Origin of the sequence: Rhodococcus sp. AG1013 (assembly GCF_003350365.1) — a bacterium.
Lineage (GTDB): Bacteria > Actinomycetota > Actinomycetes > Mycobacteriales > Mycobacteriaceae > Prescottella.
Window position 1 is genome coordinate 93,627 of the sequence record NZ_QQAT01000003.1, and the last position, 19,450, is coordinate 113,076.

General features: G+C 69.1%; 21 protein-coding genes. 8 read left to right on the forward strand and 13 right to left on the reverse strand.

The features are described from left to right. Nucleotides 1-52: 52 nt before the first annotated feature. Together DEU38_RS05285 and DEU38_RS05290 are read right to left on the reverse strand one after the other, a co-directional pair. Complete coding sequence (locus DEU38_RS05285; protein WP_114719081.1) at nucleotides 53-1,366, reverse strand: serine hydrolase; 1,314 nt, start codon at nucleotides 1,364-1,366, stop codon at nucleotides 53-55. A gap of 66 nt (nucleotides 1,367-1,432) precedes the next feature. Next, a complete protein-coding gene (locus tag DEU38_RS05290; protein ID WP_114719082.1) occupies nucleotides 1,433-1,948 on the reverse strand; it encodes a flavin reductase family protein in 516 nt (171 codons plus the stop codon). A gap of 122 nt (nucleotides 1,949-2,070) precedes the next feature. On the opposite strand from DEU38_RS05290, the gene DEU38_RS05295 reads away from it, so the two are divergent. Together DEU38_RS05295 and DEU38_RS05300 are read left to right on the forward strand one after the other, a co-directional pair. After that, complete coding sequence (locus tag DEU38_RS05295) at nucleotides 2,071-2,322, forward strand: hypothetical protein (RefSeq protein WP_254622571.1); 252 nt, start codon at nucleotides 2,071-2,073, stop codon at nucleotides 2,320-2,322. Nucleotides 2,323-2,407: 85 nt separating this feature from the next. Next, nucleotides 2,408-2,680, forward strand: a complete 273-nt coding sequence (locus tag DEU38_RS05300; RefSeq protein WP_114719083.1) for a hypothetical protein — start codon at nucleotides 2,408-2,410, stop codon at nucleotides 2,678-2,680. 38 nt (nucleotides 2,681-2,718) lie between these two features. Here the strand turns inward: DEU38_RS05300 and DEU38_RS05305 are convergent, their stop codons facing one another. The 6 genes from DEU38_RS05305 to DEU38_RS29760 all read right to left on the reverse strand — a co-directional run bounded on the left by DEU38_RS05305 (nucleotide 2,719) and on the right by DEU38_RS29760 (nucleotide 8,459). Next, complete coding sequence (locus DEU38_RS05305; protein ID WP_114719391.1) at nucleotides 2,719-3,471, reverse strand: sirohydrochlorin chelatase; 753 nt, start codon at nucleotides 3,469-3,471, stop codon at nucleotides 2,719-2,721. Nucleotides 3,472-3,499: 28 nt separating this feature from the next. Beyond that, nucleotides 3,500-4,795 carry a sulfate adenylyltransferase subunit 1 gene (locus tag DEU38_RS05310; RefSeq protein ID WP_114719084.1) on the reverse strand — a complete coding sequence of 432 codons (1,296 nt, stop codon included), beginning with the start codon at nucleotides 4,793-4,795 and terminating at the stop codon, nucleotides 3,500-3,502. A gap of 2 nt (nucleotides 4,796-4,797) precedes the next feature. Then, entirely contained in the window at nucleotides 4,798-5,739 is a 942-nt protein-coding gene (cysD, locus tag DEU38_RS05315; protein ID WP_114719085.1) for a sulfate adenylyltransferase subunit CysD, read from the reverse strand. Beyond that, a complete protein-coding gene (locus DEU38_RS05320) occupies nucleotides 5,736-6,479 on the reverse strand; it encodes a phosphoadenylyl-sulfate reductase (protein ID WP_114719086.1) in 744 nt (247 codons plus the stop codon). Before DEU38_RS05320 ends, cysD begins: the two co-directional genes overlap by 4 nt. Then, a complete protein-coding gene (locus tag DEU38_RS05325) occupies nucleotides 6,476-8,191 on the reverse strand; it encodes a nitrite/sulfite reductase (RefSeq protein ID WP_114719087.1) in 1,716 nt (571 codons plus the stop codon). Before DEU38_RS05325 ends, DEU38_RS05320 begins: the two co-directional genes overlap by 4 nt. A 169-nt stretch (nucleotides 8,192-8,360) precedes the next feature. Further along, the gene (locus DEU38_RS29760) at nucleotides 8,361-8,459 is read right to left on the reverse strand and encodes an Ms4527A family Cys-rich leader peptide (protein WP_397484320.1); all 99 of its coding nucleotides are present in this window, start codon (nucleotides 8,457-8,459) and stop codon (nucleotides 8,361-8,363) included. 120 nt (nucleotides 8,460-8,579) lie between these two features. Here DEU38_RS29760 and hemW point away from each other — a divergent pair, with 120 nt between their 5' ends. After that, the gene (hemW, locus tag DEU38_RS05330) at nucleotides 8,580-9,788 is read left to right on the forward strand and encodes a radical SAM family heme chaperone HemW (protein ID WP_258557639.1); all 1,209 of its coding nucleotides are present in this window, start codon (nucleotides 8,580-8,582) and stop codon (nucleotides 9,786-9,788) included. A gap of 18 nt (nucleotides 9,789-9,806) precedes the next feature. Here the strand turns inward: hemW and DEU38_RS05335 are convergent, their stop codons facing one another. After that, a complete protein-coding gene (locus DEU38_RS05335) occupies nucleotides 9,807-10,118 on the reverse strand; it encodes a type II toxin-antitoxin system VapB family antitoxin (RefSeq protein ID WP_031938276.1) in 312 nt (103 codons plus the stop codon). A gap of 241 nt (nucleotides 10,119-10,359) precedes the next feature. Here DEU38_RS05335 and hrcA point away from each other — a divergent pair, with 241 nt between their 5' ends. The 4 genes from hrcA to DEU38_RS05355 all read left to right on the forward strand — a co-directional run bounded on the left by hrcA (nucleotide 10,360) and on the right by DEU38_RS05355 (nucleotide 14,213). Beyond that, the gene (gene hrcA / locus DEU38_RS05340) at nucleotides 10,360-11,403 is read left to right on the forward strand and encodes a heat-inducible transcriptional repressor HrcA (RefSeq protein ID WP_114719393.1); all 1,044 of its coding nucleotides are present in this window, start codon (nucleotides 10,360-10,362) and stop codon (nucleotides 11,401-11,403) included. A 96-nt stretch (nucleotides 11,404-11,499) separates the two neighbouring features. After that, nucleotides 11,500-12,651: a molecular chaperone DnaJ gene (dnaJ, locus tag DEU38_RS05345; RefSeq protein ID WP_114719089.1), complete on the forward strand. Its 1,152-nt coding sequence runs from the start codon at nucleotides 11,500-11,502 to the stop codon at nucleotides 12,649-12,651. Nucleotides 12,652-12,669: 18 nt separating this feature from the next. Next, a complete protein-coding gene (locus DEU38_RS05350) occupies nucleotides 12,670-13,431 on the forward strand; it encodes a 16S rRNA (uracil(1498)-N(3))-methyltransferase (protein WP_114719090.1) in 762 nt (253 codons plus the stop codon). A gap of 2 nt (nucleotides 13,432-13,433) precedes the next feature. Next, nucleotides 13,434-14,213, forward strand: coding sequence for a S9 family peptidase (locus DEU38_RS05355; RefSeq protein WP_114719091.1), 780 nt, complete (start codon nucleotides 13,434-13,436; stop codon nucleotides 14,211-14,213). Between the two features lie 35 nt (nucleotides 14,214-14,248). Here DEU38_RS05355 and DEU38_RS05360 read toward each other — a convergent pair whose 3' ends face one another. From DEU38_RS05360 to DEU38_RS05375, 4 genes are all read right to left on the reverse strand, one after another. Then, nucleotides 14,249-15,859, reverse strand: coding sequence for a hypothetical protein (locus DEU38_RS05360; protein ID WP_114719092.1), 1,611 nt, complete (start codon nucleotides 15,857-15,859; stop codon nucleotides 14,249-14,251). Further along, nucleotides 15,856-16,116: a hypothetical protein gene (locus DEU38_RS05365; RefSeq protein ID WP_114719093.1), complete on the reverse strand. Its 261-nt coding sequence runs from the start codon at nucleotides 16,114-16,116 to the stop codon at nucleotides 15,856-15,858. Before DEU38_RS05365 ends, DEU38_RS05360 begins: the two co-directional genes overlap by 4 nt. Next, entirely contained in the window at nucleotides 16,113-16,763 is a 651-nt protein-coding gene (locus tag DEU38_RS05370; RefSeq protein WP_114719094.1) for a DUF4375 domain-containing protein, read from the reverse strand. The genes DEU38_RS05365 and DEU38_RS05370 overlap by 4 nt, the downstream gene beginning before the upstream one ends. Before the next feature lie 173 nt (nucleotides 16,764-16,936). After that, a complete protein-coding gene (locus DEU38_RS05375) occupies nucleotides 16,937-18,556 on the reverse strand; it encodes an MFS transporter (RefSeq protein ID WP_114719095.1) in 1,620 nt (539 codons plus the stop codon). A gap of 185 nt (nucleotides 18,557-18,741) precedes the next feature. On the opposite strand from DEU38_RS05375, the gene DEU38_RS05380 reads away from it, so the two are divergent. After that, a complete protein-coding gene (locus tag DEU38_RS05380) occupies nucleotides 18,742-19,416 on the forward strand; it encodes a TetR/AcrR family transcriptional regulator (RefSeq protein WP_114719395.1) in 675 nt (224 codons plus the stop codon). Nucleotides 19,417-19,450 lie beyond the last annotated feature (34 nt).

The window sequence follows — 19,450 nt, forward strand, 5'->3', positions numbered from 1 at the left end:
AACGAAGGCCCGGTCCCGCACGGGGCCGGGCCTTCGTGTATCCGGTACCGGTTCAGGAGCCGAGGGAACCGAAGGACAGTGATCCGCTGCTGCTTCCCCCCGACAGCGGGCCGGCGGGAGCCAGTTCACGCATCAGCTCGAGTGCGGCGAGATCGGTCGTCGGGTTCTCCTGGCCGTCGGGAAGCACGTTCTTACCGTTCGCGAGCACGGTCACGCCCCAACCCTCGGAGGGCAGGAGGTAGGTGGCGCTGGTGCTGCCGTTCGAGGCGCCGTCCTTGAACGCGTAGGGATACGCGATGCCCTTCTGTGCCGGGTACAGCTGCCAGGCCATGCCCATCTGCATGGTCGGATCGGATTGCGGTGCAACGCCCGGAACGGGACGGAGCATCGACTGCAGCACCGGAACGAGCGGGCTGTCGCCGAAGCCGAGGGTCGCGGCGGTCCATTTCGCCATGTCGGACACGGTGCTGATCAGTCCACCGCCGCCTGCGAGGGCGCCGGTGTTGTTCCAGAGGTCCGCTTTGGCTCCATTCCTGTACGGCTGGGCCAGGTCCGGTGTTCGTGTCTCGAGGACGGTCGACGTCATGCCGAGGGGCCCGGTCAGCTCACGCTCGACGACGTCGGCGAACCGAGGCTCGGGACGGCCCGGTTCGAAGGCGTCCGCCATGAGGGTGCCGAGCGCGCCGAACCCGAAATCCGAGTAGAGCCACGTCGAGCCTGGGGGATTCGCGAGTGCGCCGGGGGCCTCGAGCCCCTCCCACAGGAGGGTCCGGTTGTACAGGGCCTTCGCGTCCACACATTTGGGGTCGTCGCCCGGGCAGCCCGCATGCAGATTGCCCGGATCGTCGGTGAGTCCGGACCGGTGGGTGACGAGATCCCCGAGCGTGATGGCAGATCCGTCCATCGTCGGGAACGTGACGTTCTGCTCGTAGTCCTGGGCGGGGTCGTCGAGCTCCGCAAGGCCCCGATAGATCCTCTTCGCGAGCAGTGCACCCGTGAACGTCTTGGTCTCCGATGCGATCTCGAACTGCGTCTGCGGGCTGACCTTGCGTTTGTTCTCCTTGTCCGCCAACCCGAAGTAATAGGTCGTGGTGATCGACTCGCCCGGCTGGTGTGGGTCGGGCTTGACGATCGCGATCGACATGCCCGGTGCGCTGTGGTCGACGACCGCGGCCGCGGCGCGCATGACCGTCTGGAGTTCCCAGGGGTCACCGATCGCGGATCCCGGATTCGGGAGCACCGGAGTTGCTGCGGATGCCGGCGCGGTGGCGGTGGTGAGTGCGAGTGATGCTGTGGCGGCGAGGGCGAACGCCGTGGCGCCGACCCGTCGGCGGGCTCGGCGGGCTCGGCGGAGAGTTCGCTGCATGGCCACGAGAATAAAGCTGCGGTAAAGATTTTCGCGCGACTATCGACGAGTCGAACGAGCGAATGATCAGGGGAGTGCCGTCCACGGACTCACGCAGTGGTAGCTCCGGTCCTGGTATACCAGTGGCGCCCCGAGGTGCTCGGGTGCGTAGATGTCCTCCACGGCGGCGGTCAGAACGGTCGCCGGGCCGGCATGCACGCTCGACAGGGGCGTGCAGCGCAGGACGTGCCCGGTTCCGTGGATCATGGGTTCACCGGTCTCGAGCTGCGACCAGGACATCTCGGGGCCGAAGCGTCGGGTCCCGGGTGTGGCGAACAGCCGTGCCAGGGCGACGTTCTCGGCGGTCAGGAGGTGCACCAGGAAGCTGGCGGCGGATCCGACGACGGCGGCCGAGCCCCGATCGGACTGCAGCGAGAACCCGAGGATCGGCGGGTCCACCGCGACGGACGACACCGACGACGACGTCAGTCCGACAGGCCCGTCGTGGCCCTGCGCGGTGATGATCGCGACACCGGCGGGGTGGCCGCGGAACGCCCGGCGGAAGTCGCCGTTGAGCTGAGAAATCGGGGTGGCGGTCGTCAACGCGAGGTCCTTCGTCGGGGCGTCAGGGGGTCGTCCTCGACGCTAGAACCTGAAGTTCACTCGAGGTAAAGCGGTTGTGCCGAACGCCACGGCCGTCGGTCCGGGCACCTACGATCCCTCGTATGACGACGATCCGTCACCTCCGCAAGGCCGCGATGGCGATGCCCGAGGTGTCCGAGCCCGGCAGCGGTGACCTGCCTCCCGCGATCGGTCGGCCCGCAACCAGGGCGCTCGCCGGTGCGGGACTGTCGTCACTCGAGGACGTTGCCCGGCACACCGAATCCGAACTGCTTGCGATGCACGGCGTGGGCCCGAAGGCGATCCGGATCCTCGGTGAGGCGTTGGGTGATCGCGGGATGGCCTTTCGAACGTGATTCAGCGGGACGGGGCGAACAGCTCGCCCGGCTGAGCAGAAGGGAGAATGGTGCGCAATCGCCGGTGTGAACCAGGAGACTTTCGATGGCTGACTACTTCTATCCCGCCCTCACGATGAACATCTTGGTTGTTCTCTCGGCGTGGTGCCTGGCGAAGCCGACTCGGCCCGCCGCCACAGCACTGGTTTCCGTTGCGGTCGTGTGGGTGTTCGCCAACGGCCCGTTGGAGGGCGGTGTCCTGTGGAGCCTGAGCCCGGAACACGGTCTGACGGTCTCCGATCTCCTGTCGGTGGCAGCAGTGGCGATTGCGGTCAGCGCATGGCGACGGACACGCAACGCCCGACCTGTTCCGGAATAAGCCTCATCACCTGAGCCGCAACGAGTACCGAGGAACCGTCAAGCGGACCGTTCGATCCGGGCGTCCACGGCGAGCGCTGCTTCGTATCGATCGAGCGCGACGTCCGCGAGATGGGGGTGTGCACCGATGGTGTCGGCGAACAGCACCTCGGGGGCAGCCGCCAATGCTGCGGCACCGAGGCGGTCGGTGAGGCGGCCGGGGGCGAGGAACCACGGGGCGATCACGATGCGTTCGACCCCTCTCGAGCGCAGCAGGGAGATTGCCTGACCGACGGTGGGCTCCGCGGAGGTCGCGAAACAGGTGACAGCGCCGGCCCACCGCGTACCCTCCGCGAGGACCGCGGCCAGCCTACGGGTGTCGTCGTTCGCGGCGGTGTGTGACGATCCGACCGCCGCGAGCACGACCCCGGTGTCGGCGTCGTCGGCGGTGGCGCCGGCCGTGGTGATCCGGTCGCGCACCGCGTCGATCAGTCGGCGGTCGTGCCCCAGGACGCCCGACTGCAGCACGGTCAGCTGCGGATGCCGGGCCCGGGCAGCGGCGAGGATTCCGGGCAGATCCACCCGTGCATGGAATGCGCTGCCGAGCAGCAACGGGACGGCGACGGCCGTCGAATGTCCCTCTGCAGCAACCGCATCGACCACCTGATCGACCGACGGCGCGTTCAGGTCCAGGAAGCACAGCCGTACGTCGAGTTCCGGCCGCCGGGCGCGGATCGCCGCCACGGCAGCCGAGACCACCCGAGCGGATCGGGGGTCACGGCTGCCGTGGGCGACAGCGATCATTGGCGGCACCGCCGCCGTGATCAGCCGCGTCACGGTCTCAGACCCGCTCACCGAGTTCGACGGCCGCGATCGCATCGCCGACGAGTCCGGCGGCGAGGGTGTTGCCGCCGGCCGGGTCGATCAGCAGGAAGCAGCCGGTGTGGCGGTTGACGGTGTAGTCGTCCGCCACGATCGGCTCCGCGACGCGCACCGTGATCTTGCCGATCTCGTTGAGCTCGAGGGTTTCCGGGCTCAGCTCGGACGTCAGCTCCTGGTCGTCGAGGCGCTCGACGAGGGCCCCGACGATGGCCTGCGTGGTGCGGGTGCCGTGCTTGAGCAGCAGACGCGCACCCGGCCGCAGCGGCTTCTCGGCCAGCCAGCACACGGTGGCGTCGAACGTGTCGATCGGCTCGGGGGCGGAGATCGGCGAGGCGATGGTATCGCCACGCGAGACGTCCACGTCGTCGGCGAGCACCAGCGTCACACTGCGTCCCGCATGCGCGGAGTCGAGTTCGCCGTCGGCGGTATCGATCCGGGCGACCGTCGTCCGGGTTCCGGACGGCAGGATCACCACCTCGTCGCCGGGGGCGACGGACCCCGCCGCGACCTGTCCGGCGTAGCCGCGGTAGTCCGGGAACTCGGCGGTGCGCGGACGGATCACGTACTGCACCGGGAAGCGCAGGCCCACAGCGTGCTTGCCTTCATTGTCGCTGTCCACCGGCACCGACTCCAGATGCTCGATCAGCGTCGGCCCGTCGTAGTACGGCGTCTTCTCCGACCGCACCGCGACATTGTCGCCGTGCAGCGCGGACACCGGGATCTCCAGGACGTCCTCGGCGGCCCAGCCGAGCGAACCGGTCAGGGACCGGAACTCGGCGGAGATGTCGGCGAAGACCTGCGCCGGATCCTCCACGAGGTCGATCTTGTTGACCGCCAACACCAGACGCGGCACACCGAGCAGTGCCAGCACCGCGGCATGCTTGCGGGTCTGCGAGATGACACCCTTGCGCGCGTCGACCAGCAGGATCACCAACTGTGCGGTGGACGCGCCCGAGACGGTGTTACGGGTGTACTGCACGTGCCCGGGGGTGTCGGCGAGCACGAACGACCGGCGCGGGGTCGCGAAGTAGCGGTACGCGACGTCGATCGTGATGCCCTGCTCGCGTTCGGCGCGCAGGCCGTCGACGAGCAGCGACAGGTCGGGAGTGGACAGGCCCTTGTCGACCGACGCGCGGGTGACGGCGTCGATCTGATCGGCCAGAACGGATTTGGTGTCGTACAGCAGCCGGCCCACGAGAGTGGACTTGCCGTCGTCGACACTGCCGGCCGTAGCCAGGCGCAACAGGTCGCTCATGATCAGAAGTAGCCCTCTCGCTTGCGGTCTTCCATGGCCGCTTCGGAAACTCGGTCGTCACCACGGGTGGCGCCGCGCTCGGTGAGACGCGACGCGGCGACCTCGGCGAGGATCGCCTCGTTGTCGGCGGCGTCGGACAGAACCGCGCCGGTGGTCGAGCCGTCGCCGACGGTGCGGTAGCGCACCGAGATCGTCTGCAGCTCTTCGCCGTCGGCCGGTCCGCCCCACACGCCCGGCGTCATCCACATGCCGTCGCGCTGGTAGACCGGACGCTGGTGCGCGTAGTAGATGCTGGCCAGCTCGACGTTGTCGCGCGCGATGTAGCGCCAGATGTCGAGTTCGGTGAAGTTGCTGAGCGGGAACACGCGCACCTGCTCGCCGGGGGAGTGCCGGCCGTTGTACAGGTTCCACAGCTCGGGGCGCTGCTTCTTGGGATCCCACTGGCCGAACGCGTTGCGCAGCGAGAAGATCCGCTCCTTGGCGCGGGCCCGCTCCTCGTCGCGGCGGGCGCCGCCGAACACCGCGTCGAAGCGGTTCTCGGCGATCGCGTCCAGCAGCGGGACCGTCTGCAACGGGTTGCGGATGCCGTCGGGGCGTTCGGTGAGCCGGCCGTCGGCGAGATAGTCCTCGACCTTGGCCACGTGCAGGCGCAGGTTGTACTTCGCGACCACGTGGTCGCGGAAGTCGAGCACCTCCTGCAGGTTGTGCCCGGTGTCCACGTGCAGCAGCGCGAACGGCAGTGGCGCCGGCCAGAAGGCCTTGATCGCGAGGTGCAGCAGCACCGTCGAGTCCTTGCCGCCCGAGAACAGGATCACGGGGCGCTCGAACTCGCCCGCCACCTCACGGAAGATGTGGATGGCCTCGGACTCGAGGGCGTCGAGGGTGTCGAACTTGGTGCCGTCCAGCTGAAGCCGCGGCTCGGGGAGTGAGATGTCGATTGTCATGAGGCGTGCAACCCGCATTCTGTCTTGGCGGAACCGGCCCACCGACCGCTACGCGGATCGGCGCCGGGGAGAGGTTTGGCGGTGCACGGAGCGCACCCGATGGACGGATATCCCTCGTCGACGAGCGGATTCACCAGGATCGAATGCTCGTCGATGTACGCCTGCATGTCGTCGTCCGACCACGCGGCGATGGGATTGATCTTCACCAGTCCGAAGGCCTCGTCGAAGGAGATCAGCGGGGCGTTCGCCCGGGTGGGGGACTCGACCCGGCGGATGCCGGTGACCCACGCCCGGTAGTTCTTCAGCGTCGCCTTCAGCGGCGCGACCTTGCGCAGCGCGCAGCAGCGATTGGGCTCGCGGGCAAACAGGTCCTTGCCCTCGGCCGCATCCTGCTCGGCGACGGAAGCCTCGGCCTGTGCGTTGATGACGTTGACGCCGTACACCTGCTCCACCGCGTCGCGCGTTCCGATGGTCTCCGCGAAGTGGTAGCCGGTCTCGAGAAACAGCACGTCCACGCCGGGATGCACTTGTGCCGCAAGGTGAACCAGCACACCGTCCTGCATGTTCGACGCCACGATGTAGCTGTTGCGGTACCCCGCCGCTTCGCTCGCCCCGGCCCCGAACGTGTCCTCGGTCCACTGCAGCAGTTCCCGAGCGGACGCGCCGTCCAGCTCCGCTGCGCCCTGCGCGGCAAGTGCCCGGAGCTCGTCCTGGGTTGCCGTGGTGATGTCGATCGTCAACGCAAATCCCCCTCGTCTGCTCGAACTGCCCACTGTGCGAAGCGTTCACCCTCGGTGCGGTGCTTCACGAAGTTGCGCACCACCCGGTCGATGTAGTCGCCGAGTTCGGTGCTGGTCACCTTGTGCTGGCGTAGCTTCCGGCCGAAGGCGCTGTCGAGGCCCAGGCTGCCGCCCAGATGGACCTGGAATCCCTCGATCTGGTTGCCCTCGCCGTCGTCGACCAGTTGGCCCTTGAACCCGATATCCGCGATCTGGGACCGGCCGCACGAGTTGGGGCAGCCGTTGATGTTGATCGTGATCGGGACGTCCAACTGGGCATTGATGTCCGCGAGCCGCTCCTCGAGTTCCGGCGCGAGCACCTGCGAGCGCTTGCGAGTCTCCACGAACGACAGCTTGCAGAATTCGATACCGCTGCAAGCCAGCAGGTTCCGACGCCAGTGCGACGGCCGGGCGTGCAGGCCGAGCGGCTGCAGTTCGGCGATCAGCTCCTCGACCTTGTCGTCGGGCACGTCGAGCACGATCAGCTTCTGGTACGGCGTGAAGCGGATGCGGTCGGAGCCGACCCCCTCGGCCGCGGCGGCGACCTTGGTCAGGATGGTGCCCGACACGCGGCCGGCGATGGGGGAGAACCCGATCGCGTTGAGGCCGTTGCGCAGCTTCTGGACGCCGATGTGGTCGATCGGGCGCTCCGGCTTCTCCGGCGCGGGGCCATCGATCAGCTTGCGCTTCAGGTACTCGGTTTCGAGTACCTCCCTGAACTTTTCGATGCCCCAGTCCTTGATCAGGAACTTCAGCCGCGCCTTCGCGCGCAGCCGGCGGTAGCCGTAGTCGCGGAAGACCGAGACCACCGCCTCCCACACGTCCGGGACCTCGTCGAGCGGCACCCACACGCCGACGCGCTGCGCCAGCATCGGATTCGTCGACAGGCCGCCGCCCACCCACAGGTCCAGGCCCGGACCGTGCTCGGGGTGGTTCACGCCCACGAACGCGACGTCGTTGATCTCGTGCACCACGTCCTGCTGCCCGGAGATCGCGGTCTTGAACTTGCGCGGCAGGTTCGAGTACTCGGGATCGCCGATGTAGCGGCGGACGATCTCGTCGATCGCCGGGGTCGGGTCGAGGATCTCGTCGAACGACTCGCCGGCCAGTGGGGATCCGAGCACGACGCGGGGGCAGTCGCCGCACGCTTCGGTGGTCTTGAGGCCGACGGCCTCGAGCCGCTGCCAGATCTCGGGGACGTTCTCGATCTCGATCCAGTGGTACTGGACGTTCTCGCGGTCCGAGAGGTCGGCGGTGTCGCGCCCGAACTCGGTCGAGAGTTCGCCGATCGTGCGCAACTGCGCGGCGGTGAGGGCGCCGGCGTCGCACCGTACCCGCATCATGAAGTACTTCGCCTCGAGCAGGTCGATGTTCTCGTCACCCGTGAAGGTGCCGTCGTAGCCCTCCTCGCGCTGCGTGTACAGGCCCCACCAACGCATGCGGCCGCGCAGGTCGGCCTTGTCGATGCTGTCGAAACCCTGCTTCGAGTAGATGTTCTCGATGCGCGCGCGGACGTTGAGCGGGTTGTCGTCCTTCTTGATCTGCTCGTTCGCGTTGAGCGGCTCGCGGTAGCCGAGGGCCCACTGGCCCTCGGAGGCGCGCTTCTTCGGGCGGGCGGCGCGAGCCGGCGCGGGCGGGCTCGCAGCGGATTCGGCGTCGGTGGTCGACGTCATGGGTGCTCCTGAATTTCGTGAATCTCACGGTGCACCGGTCGAAGACAGGGGAGGAGGGCTGTTTCCTCGCGGGGATCGTCCTCGGCCGGCCGGGATAAGCGGGCAGAAACGGGGAGACGAACACAGGCGAGCGTCGACTGCACTCAGGGCAGGGGGACGCCGGGCTGCTTTACACGCCGCAGGGCAGACAACAACAGCTACAGACACGCTTGAGGTCGACGTGGCGTCTGGCCACCAATCGCACCCCGGTATCTGTCATGGCGGCCATTCTGCCATGGGATTTGCCGTCTGCCGACCACTGGGGACATATTTCCCCCAAATTCTCGGGAAATGTCCCGATCTCGTGGGGGAACGTGGCGCCGATGACGGCGGCTGGGACACTGGAGACGTGAGTGGATCTGCTGCCTCGACCCCTGCCGTCGACTCGATACCCTTCGAGCTTCCCGACTCGGCCCTGGTGGGAGTGGGGACGCGTCCGTTCGGGATCTACGTCCACGTGCCGTTCTGCGCCACGCGGTGCGGCTACTGCGATTTCAACACCTACACCGCGGGGGAGCTGGGCACGTCCGCGTCCCCGCAGTCCTGGCTCGAGGCTCTGAAGCGGGAGTTGGCGCAGGCCGCCGACATCACGGGTGGGCCCGCGGTCGACACCGTCTTCGTGGGTGGGGGCACGCCCTCGCTGCTCGGTGCGGACGGTTTGGCGGAGGTTCTCGGGGCCGTGCGCGGCAGCTTCGGGCTGGCTCCCGGGGCGGAGGTCACCACCGAGTCGAATCCCGAGTCCACGTCACCCGAGTTCTTCGGCGCGCTGCGCGGCGCCGGCTACACGCGGATCTCGCTCGGGATGCAGTCCGCGGCACCGCACGTGCTCAAGGTCCTCGACCGCACCCACACGCCGGGGCGGGCCGTGGCCGCCGCGCGTGAGGCGCGCGCAGCCGGGTTCGACCACGTCAACCTGGATCTCATCTACGGCACGCCCGGAGAGGGCGACGCCGACCTGGACGCCTCGCTCGACGCGGTGCTCGGTGCCGGCGTCGACCACGTGTCCGCGTACGCGCTCATCGTCGAGGACGGCACCGCGCTGGCCCGCAAGGTCCGGCGCGGCGAGCTGCCTGCTCCCGACGACGACGTCCTCGCGTCCCGCTACGAGCGCATCGACGCGCGTCTCGCCGAGGCGGGCCTGCGCTGGTACGAGGTGTCGAACTGGGCGGCCGACGACGACGCCCGCTGCTTCCACAACCTGGGCTACTGGGACGGCGGCGACTGGTGGGGCGCCGGCCCCGGAGCGCACAGTCACATCGGCGGAGTGCGGTGGTGGAACGTCAAGCACCCCGCGCGGTACGCGGACCGCCTGTCCGCCGGGGAGCTGCCGGTCGGCGGCAGCGAGACCCTCAGTGCCGAGGACGTGCACGTGGAGCGGGTGATGCTCACCGTGCGGCTGCGGACCGGGTTGCCGCTGGCGGACCTGTCCGAGGGTGAGCGTGCGGCCGCCGAGCGGGTCGTCGCCGACGGACTCGCGACGATCGCCGACGACCACCTGATCCTCACCGACCGCGGTCGGCTGCTCGCCGACGCCGTGGTCCGGGACGTCCTCGACTGAACCGGAGGGGCGGGGGTATCAGTCGTCGGCGAGGGCGGCGTCGTAGTCGTAGACCCGGGCGTGCAGGACGACGCGATTGCGCAGCGCGGACCGGACCGCGTGGTGGACGCCGTCCTCGAGGTAGATGTTGCCCTCCCACAGCACCGCGTGCGGGAACAGGTCGCCGTAGAACGTGGAGTCCTCCGACAGCAGTCGATCGAGTTCCAGGACTCTCGTGGTGGTGACGATCTCGTCCAACCGCACCTGGCGCGGGGGGATCTGCGCCCAGTCCCGCAGCGTCAACCCGTGCTCCGGATACGGCTTGCCGTCCCTGACACCCTTGAAGATCATCGCTCTAGCCGCCTGAGTTCCTCGTGTGGACCGGATCACCAATGCCGGTCACCCCGACGGTCACCCTACGGCCTGCGACGGCTGTTCGGTTCGTACCGAATGCCCGGCGCGGCCTGCGGCATTCGGAATCGCCCCGGCCATTAGACTGGGTAGCGAGGTGGGCACGAAGCACGGCGGTGCCCGCGTACCGGGGGCCACCACGTCGGGTCCCGTTCTCGTGGCGAAGTGGAGGTGTGCAGCGGTGTCGAGTACGGATGAACGGAGATTCGAGGTTCTCCGGGCGATCGTCGCCGACTATGTCGCCACCCAGGAGCCCATCGGATCGAAGGCGCTGGTGGAACGCCACAACCTGGGCGTTTCCAGCGCGACGATCCGGAACGACATGGCGGTACTCGAGGCCGAGGGCTACATCACGCAGCCGCACACCAGCTCGGGCCGGGTGCCCACCGACAAGGGATACCGGCAGTTCGTCGACCGCATCGCCCAGGTCAAGCCGCTGTCGTCGGCCGAGCGGCGCGCCATCCTCGAGTTCCTCGAGTCCGGTGTGGACCTGGATGACGTCCTGCGTCGCGGTGTGCGATTGCTCGCACAACTCACCCGCCAGGTCGCCGTCGTGCAGTACCCGACGTTGTCGGCGTCGTCGGTGCGTCACCTCGAGGTGGTGGCGCTCACGCCGGCACGCCTGCTGCTGGTGCTGATCACCGACTCGGGGCGCGTCGACCAGCGGATCGTCGAGCTCGGTGACGTGATCGACGAGGAGGACCTGTCGCGGTTGCGGGCCCTGCTCGGCGGAGCGCTCGAAGGCAAGCGACTCGCGGCGGCGTCCATCGCGGTGTCCGAACTCGCGGAGGATGCGCCGGAGAACCTGCGTGACGCCGTGGTCCGGTCGGCGACCGTGCTGGTCGAGACGCTGGTGGAGCATCCCGAGGATCGGCTGGTCCTCGGCGGCACCGCCAACCTCACCCGCAATGCGGCCGACTTCACGATGCAGGCAGGATTGCCGGGGTCGCTGCGTTCGGTGCTCGAGGCGCTCGAAGAGCAGGTGGTGGTGCTCAAGCTGTTGGCCGCCACCCAGGATGCCGGTCGCGTGACCGTGCGGATCGGCGAGGAGACCCAGGTCGCGGAGATGCGCGGCACGTCGGTGGTCTCCACCGGTTACGGGGCCGCCGGCACCGTCCTCGGCGGTGTGGGGGTCCTCGGACCGACTCGGATGGACTATCCGGGAACAATTGCCTCGGTGGCTGCCGTTGCCAGGTACATCGGCGAGGTACTCGCCGAGCGATAGCGTGCGGCCGGGCACCCGCACCGGTCCCGGAACTTCCGGCACCGGAGCTGCTCACCGTGTGATGCGAACGAAGTAGAGAAGGACGAGATACCCAAAGTGGCACGGGATTACTACGGCACGCTCGGCGTCGGGCCGAACGCGACCGACCAGGAGATCAAGCGCGCATACCGGAAGCTCGCCCGCGAGCTGCACCCCGACGTCAACCCGGACGAGTCGGCGCAGGCGCGGTTCCGTGAGGTCTCCACTGCGTACGAGGTGCTCACGGATCCGGAGAAGCGGCGCATCGTCGATCTCGGCGGCGATCCGATGGAGTCCGGCGGTGGCGCGGGTGCCGGTGGCTTCGGTGGAGCCGGTTTCGGTGGTCTCGGTGACGTCTTCGAGGCGTTCTTCGGTGGCGGCGGTGGCGGCGGTCGCGGGCCCAAGGGGCGCGTGCAGCCGGGCGCCGATTCGCTGCTGCGCACCAAGCTGACCCTCGACGAGTGCGCCACCGGTGTCACCAAGCACATCACCGTCGACACCGCGATCCTGTGCGACAGCTGCACCGGCTCGGGCACGCACGGCGATTCGCAGCCGGTCCGCTGCGAGACGTGTGGCGGCGCGGGTGAGGTCCAGTCCGTGCAGCGGTCGTTCCTCGGCCAGGTGATGACGTCGCGTCCGTGTCCGACGTGCCGTGGCGCCGGTGAGACCATCCCGGACCCCTGCCACAAGTGCGGCGGCGACGGCCGCGTCCGCGCCCGCCGCGACATCTCCGTCAAGGTGCCCGCCGGTGTCAGCAACGGCATGCGTATCCGGCTCGCCGCGCAGGGTGAGGTCGGCCCCGGCGGCGGCCACCCCGGCGACCTGTACGTCGAGGTGATCGAGCAGCCGCACGACGTGTTCGTCCGCGACGGCGACGACCTGCACTGCACCATCCGCGTCCCCATGGTCGACGCCGCGCTCGGCACCTCGGTCACGCTCGACACCATCATCGACGGACCCACCGAGATCACCGTCGACCCCGGCACCCAGCCCGGATCGGTGTCGATCCTGCGCGGCCACGGGATGCCGAAGCTGCGCTCGGGTGTCCGCGGCGACGTGCACGCCCACCTCGAGGTGGTGATCCCGTCGCGCCTCGACGGCAAGCAGAGCAAGCTGCTGCAGGAGTTCAAGAACCACCGCGACCGCGACCACGCAGAGGTCGTGTCCACCGGTTCGCAGAACAGCGGGGGCCTGTTCTCCCGCCTGCGTGATGCGTTCAGTGGACGCTGACCGACGCGGGGTCCGCTGATGGCCGCCACCGTCTTCTATCTCGATCCGCTGCCCGACGTCGGGCAGCTTGCCGTGCTCGACGGGCCCGAGGGCCGTCACGCCGCGACGGTGCGGCGCATCAAGCCGGGGGAGCGACTGCTCCTCGCGGACGGTCGCGGTGGGATCGCCGACGCGACGGTCACGGCCGCTGCAAAGGACCGGCTCGACCTCGAGGTGACCGCGCGCCGCGATCAGCGGCCGCCGTCGCCGGCGGTGACGCTGGTGCAGGCGCTGCCCAAGGCGGAACGCTCCGAGTTGGCCGTCGAGCTGGCCACCGAGGCCGGGATCGACGCGGTGGTGCCGTGGCAGTCGTCGCGGTGCGTGGCCCGCTGGGAGGGCGCCAAGACTCAGAAGGGTGTCACGCGCTGGCGGAACGCCGCGGTGGCCGCGGCCAAGCAGGCGCGCCGTGCGTTGGTCCCCGAGGTCGCCGAACTCCATCACACCCCGCAGGTGCTCGAGCGGGTGCGCGACGTGGTCGGACGCGGTGGCGTCGTCGCCGTGCTGCACGAGTCGGCGCAGTTGCCGCTCGCGTCGCTCCCACTGCGGGACGCCCCCGAGGTGATGCTGGTCGTCGGCCCCGAGGGCGGGCTATCCGACGACGAGGTCGCCGCGCTCACCGCGGCCGGCGCGACCGCGGTCCTGCTGGGTCCGACGGTGCTGCGGACGTCGACGGCCGCGGCCGTCGCGTTGGGTGCGATCGGTGTGCTGACGGATCGCTGGACGACGGCACCGCTCCAATAGTCATGAGCAGAACGAAGATCGAGTACGGCCCCGAACCACAGCAGTTCGGGCATCTCTACCTTCCGAACGGCGCGCAGGCGCCGGTGCCGGTGCCGGTGGTGATGCTGATCCACGGTGGCTATTGGAGTGCCGACTTCCACCTGAATCTGGCGACCGCGTTTGCGGTCGAGCTCGCCCGGCGTGGTGTCGCGGCATGGAACGTCGAGTACCGCCGTGTCGGTGCCGGCGGCCGCTGGGCCGAGACGAGCGCGGACATCGCTGCCGCGCTCGCCGCGACCGCGACACTGTTGCCGGAGCACTCGCCGATTCCGCTGGATCTGGGCAACGTCCGGATCGTCGGCCATTCGGCCGGTGCGCAACTCGCGGTCTGGGTTGCCGGGCAACGAGATTCGCTCGTCCGACCCGAGCGGGTGGTGTCCCAGGCCGGGGCCCTGGACCTGGCCTCGCGGTCCGCGACCCGGCGTGGCGGCGTCGTCCTCGAAGATCTGTTCGGGGTGGACCACGCGAGCGATCCGCAGATCTATCTCGACGCCTCCCCACTGCACCGGGTCCCGACCGGGATCCCGACGGTGTGCCTCCACGGTGCCGAGGACCTGCGTATCCCGGCCTCGGGCAGCCGCGTGTACGTGGAGAGGGCCGTCGCGGCGGGGGATCGGGCGGTGCTGTGGGAGGTGCCTGGGGAGGGCCACAACGATTTCCTCGACCGCGGCTCGCGGTCCTGGGAACTGTCGCTGCGCGCGGCCCTGGATCCGGCTCCTTGGTCGGTCGGTGGCGAGGTATAGCGGTCACTGGCTCCCGTTCGAGGACCCGGCGGTGTTCAGTCGTCGAGTGCCTCCTCGATGAGCGGTTCGAGAGTGCGGTTGGCCTCGGGCGGGAGACCGGTGGTCAGGGTGTCGACGGCGTCGATCACCTCGTCGCGTTCCAGGGTGTACAGGAACTGGTGCTTGCGGTTGAGGCCCGAGATGACGTCGAGGAATTCGGTGACCGAGGCTGTCACGGTCTTCACGTAGCCGGTCTCGTCGGTGCGGGACGCGTCGGCGTCGCGCACCTGCCGCAGCGCCGTGACGAATGCGGTGCGGGCCTGCTTCGCTGTTGCTGCCGGGATGCCGTCGCGTCCGTCCCAGTGCCGCAGCGGGTTCTCGAAGTTCTCGGCCAGCCACTCGGGTTTGCGGGGCCTGCGCACGCTCAGCGAGACGTGCGACGCCTTCTTGTACATCGCGCGCACGCGGGTGGCGACGTCGGTGGGGATGCTGTCGAGGTCGAGGCTCGTGAGCGCCGGCAGCTCGCCCGGCCCCGGGAAGTCGCGGGGCTCGTAGCCGAACAGGTCGCACAGCCACAGCGTCTCCAAGGTCGGCAGCGCCGGCAACTCGGACAGTCCGCGGAGCAGACCGGGCGCACCGAACAGGTGCAGCCAGGAAGTGTTCGGGAAGCACTCGGCGACATCGGAGATGTCCAGGTCGTCGATGGCTCCGATCCGCAGTCCCTGCACGCGGTCGAGTCCGCGCACCGGCGGCACCGTCCCGGTGAGTTGCACCGAGATCCAGCGGCCGTCCTGATCGGCGACGACCTGCAGCATCGCGAGCGCCTCGGGTGTCTCGGCGCTCGGGCCGTCGAGCAGACCGTCGCGCGAGTCGAAGCGATTCACCGCACCCGCGCCGTGCAGGAGCAGAAGGTCCAGGCTCGGCGGGAGTACGAGTCGTTCCAGCCCCGTGATGTCCACCGACAGTCGGTCCAGGCTCGTGCGGGAGAGGTCGAGTTCACGCCGGCCGTGCCCGGTGAGGGTCAACTCGTTGACCAGCGGGGACGATTCCAGGAACGGCACGAGGTCATCGCGCCAGGAGTGGAGTGTGACCTGGTACAGCGCGGGCCAGGCCCGCAGCGACTCCATGCAGAAATCGTCGCCGACCCGGTACCCGGCGTCGTCTCTGAAGCTGCGCGCCGCGGCCAAGCGCGCCTCGTACGGGTCACCGTTGCGCGCGTAGACGAGGCCCGGAGTTGTCGCGATCTCCTCGCTGTCCAGGGCCGCCTTGAACGCCGAGGTCGTTTCGGTCGGCGTGACGTCCCACCGATGCTGGCGCGCGATGTCGTGCTCGAAATCCCATGACCCGGAGGACCGCGAGACGGTCTCGCCGGTCACGGGCAGACTCCCGATCCGCCGATACGACTCGGGCACCGGGAGCGCCACCTCCATCACGACCTCCTCGGGGCGCCAGAACATGAAGTCCTTCACCATCCGTGGCACGCCGGCCAACGCGGTGACGTCCGGCACCGCTGCGCCCGTCCACGCGAGCACCGCGACCGTTGCCAGCCGCTCGGTCTCGTCGGCCGCGACGACCTGACACGCCCCGTACCGGTCGATCCGCTCGATGGGAAACATGAGAACATCCCCCACCGTCGGGACGAATGCACGTGATTCAGATTCGGTCATGGCGCGCCTCCGTGCGGTGCCTCGATCACGCCGTCGCCGGTGTCGGGGTGCAACTCGACACGCACCCAGGCGATGTCGGAGGACGCCTCGAGTACACGTAGTCGCGTGGCGATCTCCGCGAGCGGCGAACGACCGTAGCCCCACTGGTTCGGCGCTAAGGAATCCTCCTGGGTGTTTCCGTCGAAGAACTCGGACAGCGTCAGAAGCGGCAGCCGGTCGCCGTCGGTGCGGCGTTCGATCTCTTCGGTCGTGATCATCGTGTGCCACCGTCGTCGTGTGTGTCGACGCCGTAGTGCTGCACGACGAGCCGCGCGAGCCGGTCTGGGTACTCCCAGAACGCCTCGTCGAGCTCCTGCAGCCGGTCGTGGTCGGCGTCGGTGAGCAGACCCGGAAGATCGGCGAGTGAGACGACCTTGTCGGCGTACGGCTCGATCACCGCGTACATCCCGCGGACGAGCTCTGCGGCCCTGCGTGCACCGATCAGGTCGAGCGCGGCGACAGCGGTGAGATGGTTTCGCTCGCCCCAGTTTCCGAAGAACTGCAAGAACCCGCCGTTGTTGACGTCGGCCTCCAGGCGCCACAGGGCGACCAGCTCGTGGTCGCGCTGCGACACGGTATCCACGTCCCAGCCGGCCTGCTGCAAGCGACCGAGCGAGGCCTCGTAGAGCCGGTCCTGGAGGATCTCCCAGACGCTCACCATGCCCTCGTCGTCGGGTTTCCACAGCTCCGGCCAGTTCACACCGTGCCCGTCGTCGGCGAGCACCCAGCGGGCGCGCTCGGCGGGTGTCGCCTTCTCGACGCGGATGTACCGCACGATCGGGGTCGTCAGCACGTCGCCGTTCGTGAGCGTCAGCACGATGTGTGTGTCAGTGAACCCGACCTCGGCGATTCGGCAGTCAGTCATCGGGCGACCTCTCTCGCACGTCCTCGATCAGGCCGATGTAGGGCAGCCCGTTGTAGGTCCGGGAAACCACCCGACGACGCGTCCTCCGTCATGATGCCGCTCCTCTCGCTTCCCGCGGGCCGCAAACTGGCTGGTGCGACCGCGCAAGCAGCATGATCGGCCGACGCCGTACCTTAGTTGTCCATGCCGACACGGTCGACGGCCCGACCGGGCAAGATGCCCGCGACCACCACCGCGCCGACCGCGAGCGCGAGGCCGCCCACGAGACTGGCCTGCGAGATCGCATCGGCGAATGCCGCGGTGGCGGCCTCCATCAGCGGCTGTGCCTGCGCCTGCGCGAGCATGTTCTGCGACATCTCCTCGGCGACGATCGCGGCTCCGCCCACCGACTCGCCGGAGGCCTCGAGTCCCTGCGCCACCAGATCCGCCTGTGGCCCCGTGAGTTTCGGGATCGGGAGCGCAGCGAGGAATCCGGAGATGCCGTCCTTGTAGGCCGAGGCGAGGACCGAGCCGAGGATGGCGATGCCGAGCGATCCGCCGAGTTCGATCGCGGTGTCGTTGAGTCCGCCGGCCGCACCGAGGTCGCTGTCGGGGAAGCTGCCCATGAGCGCATCGGTGGCGGGTGAGACCGACAGCCCGACACCGATTCCGAGCAGCACCAGCGTCGGGACGAAGTCGGCGTACCCGGACGCGGCGTCGACGCGGACGAGCAGCAACACGCCGATCGCGGCCACCGCCATCCCTCCGGCGACGGCGGCGCGGGTGCCGATCCGAGGGACCAGGCGGGCGCTGGCCGCGGCGCCGACCGAGACCGCCACCGCGAGCGGCAGCAACCGGACGCCGGTCGCGAGCGGGCCGAAGCCCAGCACGAACTGGAACTGCTGGGCGACGAAGAACATCGCGCCGAACGCGGCGAGGAACACCAGCAGCACCGCGAGCGCCGCGCCGCCGACCGTGCGTTCGCCGAGTTTGCGCACGTTGAGGAGGGGCTGTTCGTGCCGCAGTTCCCAGAGCACGAACGCGGCGAGTCCGACAGCAGAGACGACGGCCGCGGCAACCGCTCGCGAGGTCCAGCCGAAGTGGAATCCGTCGATGATCGCGAACACGAGCGCGCCGATCGTCACCACCGACAGCAGCCCGCCGATCCAGTCGATCCGGCCCAGGCTGTGCGCCTTCGACGGCGGGACCAGCACGAGTGCGGCGACGATCGCGAACGCGGCGATCGGCACATTGATGAGGAAGGTCGAGTGCCACGAGCGGCTTTCGAGCAGCCAGCCCGCGAGCAGCGGGCCGAGCGCGATCGCCAGCCCCGACGTCGCGGCCCACGCGGCGATCGCCCGGGCGCGTTCCGCGGCGGGGAACGTCGCAACCAGCAGGGACAGGGTCGCCGGCATGATGATCGCGGCACCCACGCCCATGATCATCCGGGCAGCGATCACCGACGTCGTGCTGTCGGCGAGGCTGCCGAACACGGCGCCGCCGCCGAAGACGAGCAGGCCGGCGAACAGGGCGCCGCGGCGGCTGTACTTGTCGCCGATGACCCCGAACAGCAGCATCAGCGCCGCGTAGGGGACGGTGTACCCGTCGATGACCCACTGCAGGTCCGAACTCGTCAGCTGCAGGTCGCGGGTCATGTCCGGCGCTGCGACGATGAGGGCGGTGTTCGCCATCACCACGATCAGCAGGCTCAGACAGAGCACTCCCAGTGCCGCCCATCGTCGCCGATACGGCTCCGTCATGCGGTCCACCGGTGTGGTGGCCAGCCCCGGCAATCGCGTCAACGTGACCGTCATCGTCGTTCCCTCCCTACCCCCGGGCGTCCTCCGCGCCGAGAACATTGCACACTGATGTGCAAGTTAGTTATCTGCACACGAGTGTGCAAGAAGGGTGTGATGGAGGCCACGTGGTCGCGGATCGAACACGCCTGCCGGTATCCGACGTTCGATCGGCGGGCGGGCGGGTGGGGGAGGATGGCTTCGTGAGTTCCGAGTCCTCGACGTCCCCCTCGCCACCGCCGCAACAGCGGCCGCAGGCGCGGGCGAACCGTGCCCGCATTCTCGAGGCGGCGATCACGGCGTTCGCGGCCGATCCGGACTCCAGCATGGACGAGGTGGCCCGTGCGGCGGGGGTGGTGCGCCGGACCGTGTACTCGCATTTCCCGAACCGGGACGCGCTGATCGAAGGGCTGGTCGCCGAGGCGTCCGCCGCGATCGCGGTGAGCCTCGTCACCGGCCCGCCCCTGCCCGAACGACCCGACCTGGCGCTCGCGGTGCTGGCGCTGCGTACGTGGCCGATCGGCGACCGCTTCCGGGTTCTGCTCTCGTTCGCTCGTCGCGAACTGGGGGAGGACCGAATCCACGACCTGCTCGACCCGCTGCGGGCGACCACGGTCGGCAATGTCGAGCGCGGCCAACGGGACGGGGTGTTCTCGTCGTACCTGCCCGCCGACCTTCTGGTCGCGATGGACGAGGGTATGACGTTGACGCTGCTCGAGCGCGCCAATCAGGGTGTGATCAACGACCGCGGCGAGACCTTCGCGACCGCGAGTCTGGTACTGCTGGGTCTGCCGCCCGAGCGTGCGGCCGACATCGTGGCGGAGGCGGCGCGCTGGTTGCGGGATCCGGGCGAACCGGGCGGTAGGTCCGAGGGGTAACTCGGTGGGCGTGATCACTGTCGGGCGCTAGACT

Coding starts and splice junctions, on each gene's coding strand:
- DEU38_RS05310 (WP_114719084.1), bottom strand. CDS start 4,795: ATGAGCGACCTGTTGCGCCTGGCTACGGCCGGCAGTGTCGACGACGGC.
- DEU38_RS05355 (WP_114719091.1), top strand. CDS start 13,434: ATGAGCAGAACGAAGATCGAGTACGGCCCCGAACCACAGCAGTTCGGG.
- DEU38_RS05295 (WP_254622571.1), top strand. CDS start 2,071: ATGACGACGATCCGTCACCTCCGCAAGGCCGCGATGGCGATGCCCGAG.
- DEU38_RS05370 (WP_114719094.1), bottom strand. CDS start 16,763: ATGACTGACTGCCGAATCGCCGAGGTCGGGTTCACTGACACACACATC.
- DEU38_RS05335 (WP_031938276.1), bottom strand. CDS start 10,118: ATGATCTTCAAGGGTGTCAGGGACGGCAAGCCGTATCCGGAGCACGGG.
- DEU38_RS05285 (WP_114719081.1), bottom strand. CDS start 1,366: ATGCAGCGAACTCTCCGCCGAGCCCGCCGAGCCCGCCGACGGGTCGGC.
- DEU38_RS05375 (WP_114719095.1), bottom strand. CDS start 18,556: ATGACGGTCACGTTGACGCGATTGCCGGGGCTGGCCACCACACCGGTG.
- DEU38_RS05325 (WP_114719087.1), bottom strand. CDS start 8,191: ATGACGTCGACCACCGACGCCGAATCCGCTGCGAGCCCGCCCGCGCCG.
- DEU38_RS05300 (WP_114719083.1), top strand. CDS start 2,408: ATGGCTGACTACTTCTATCCCGCCCTCACGATGAACATCTTGGTTGTT.
- DEU38_RS29760 (WP_397484320.1), bottom strand. CDS start 8,459: ATGGCCGCCATGACAGATACCGGGGTGCGATTGGTGGCCAGACGCCAC.
- DEU38_RS05350 (WP_114719090.1), top strand. CDS start 12,670: ATGGCCGCCACCGTCTTCTATCTCGATCCGCTGCCCGACGTCGGGCAG.
- DEU38_RS05360 (WP_114719092.1), bottom strand. CDS start 15,859: ATGACCGAATCTGAATCACGTGCATTCGTCCCGACGGTGGGGGATGTT.
- cysD (WP_114719085.1), bottom strand. CDS start 5,739: ATGACAATCGACATCTCACTCCCCGAGCCGCGGCTTCAGCTGGACGGC.
- DEU38_RS05365 (WP_114719093.1), bottom strand. CDS start 16,116: ATGATCACGACCGAAGAGATCGAACGCCGCACCGACGGCGACCGGCTG.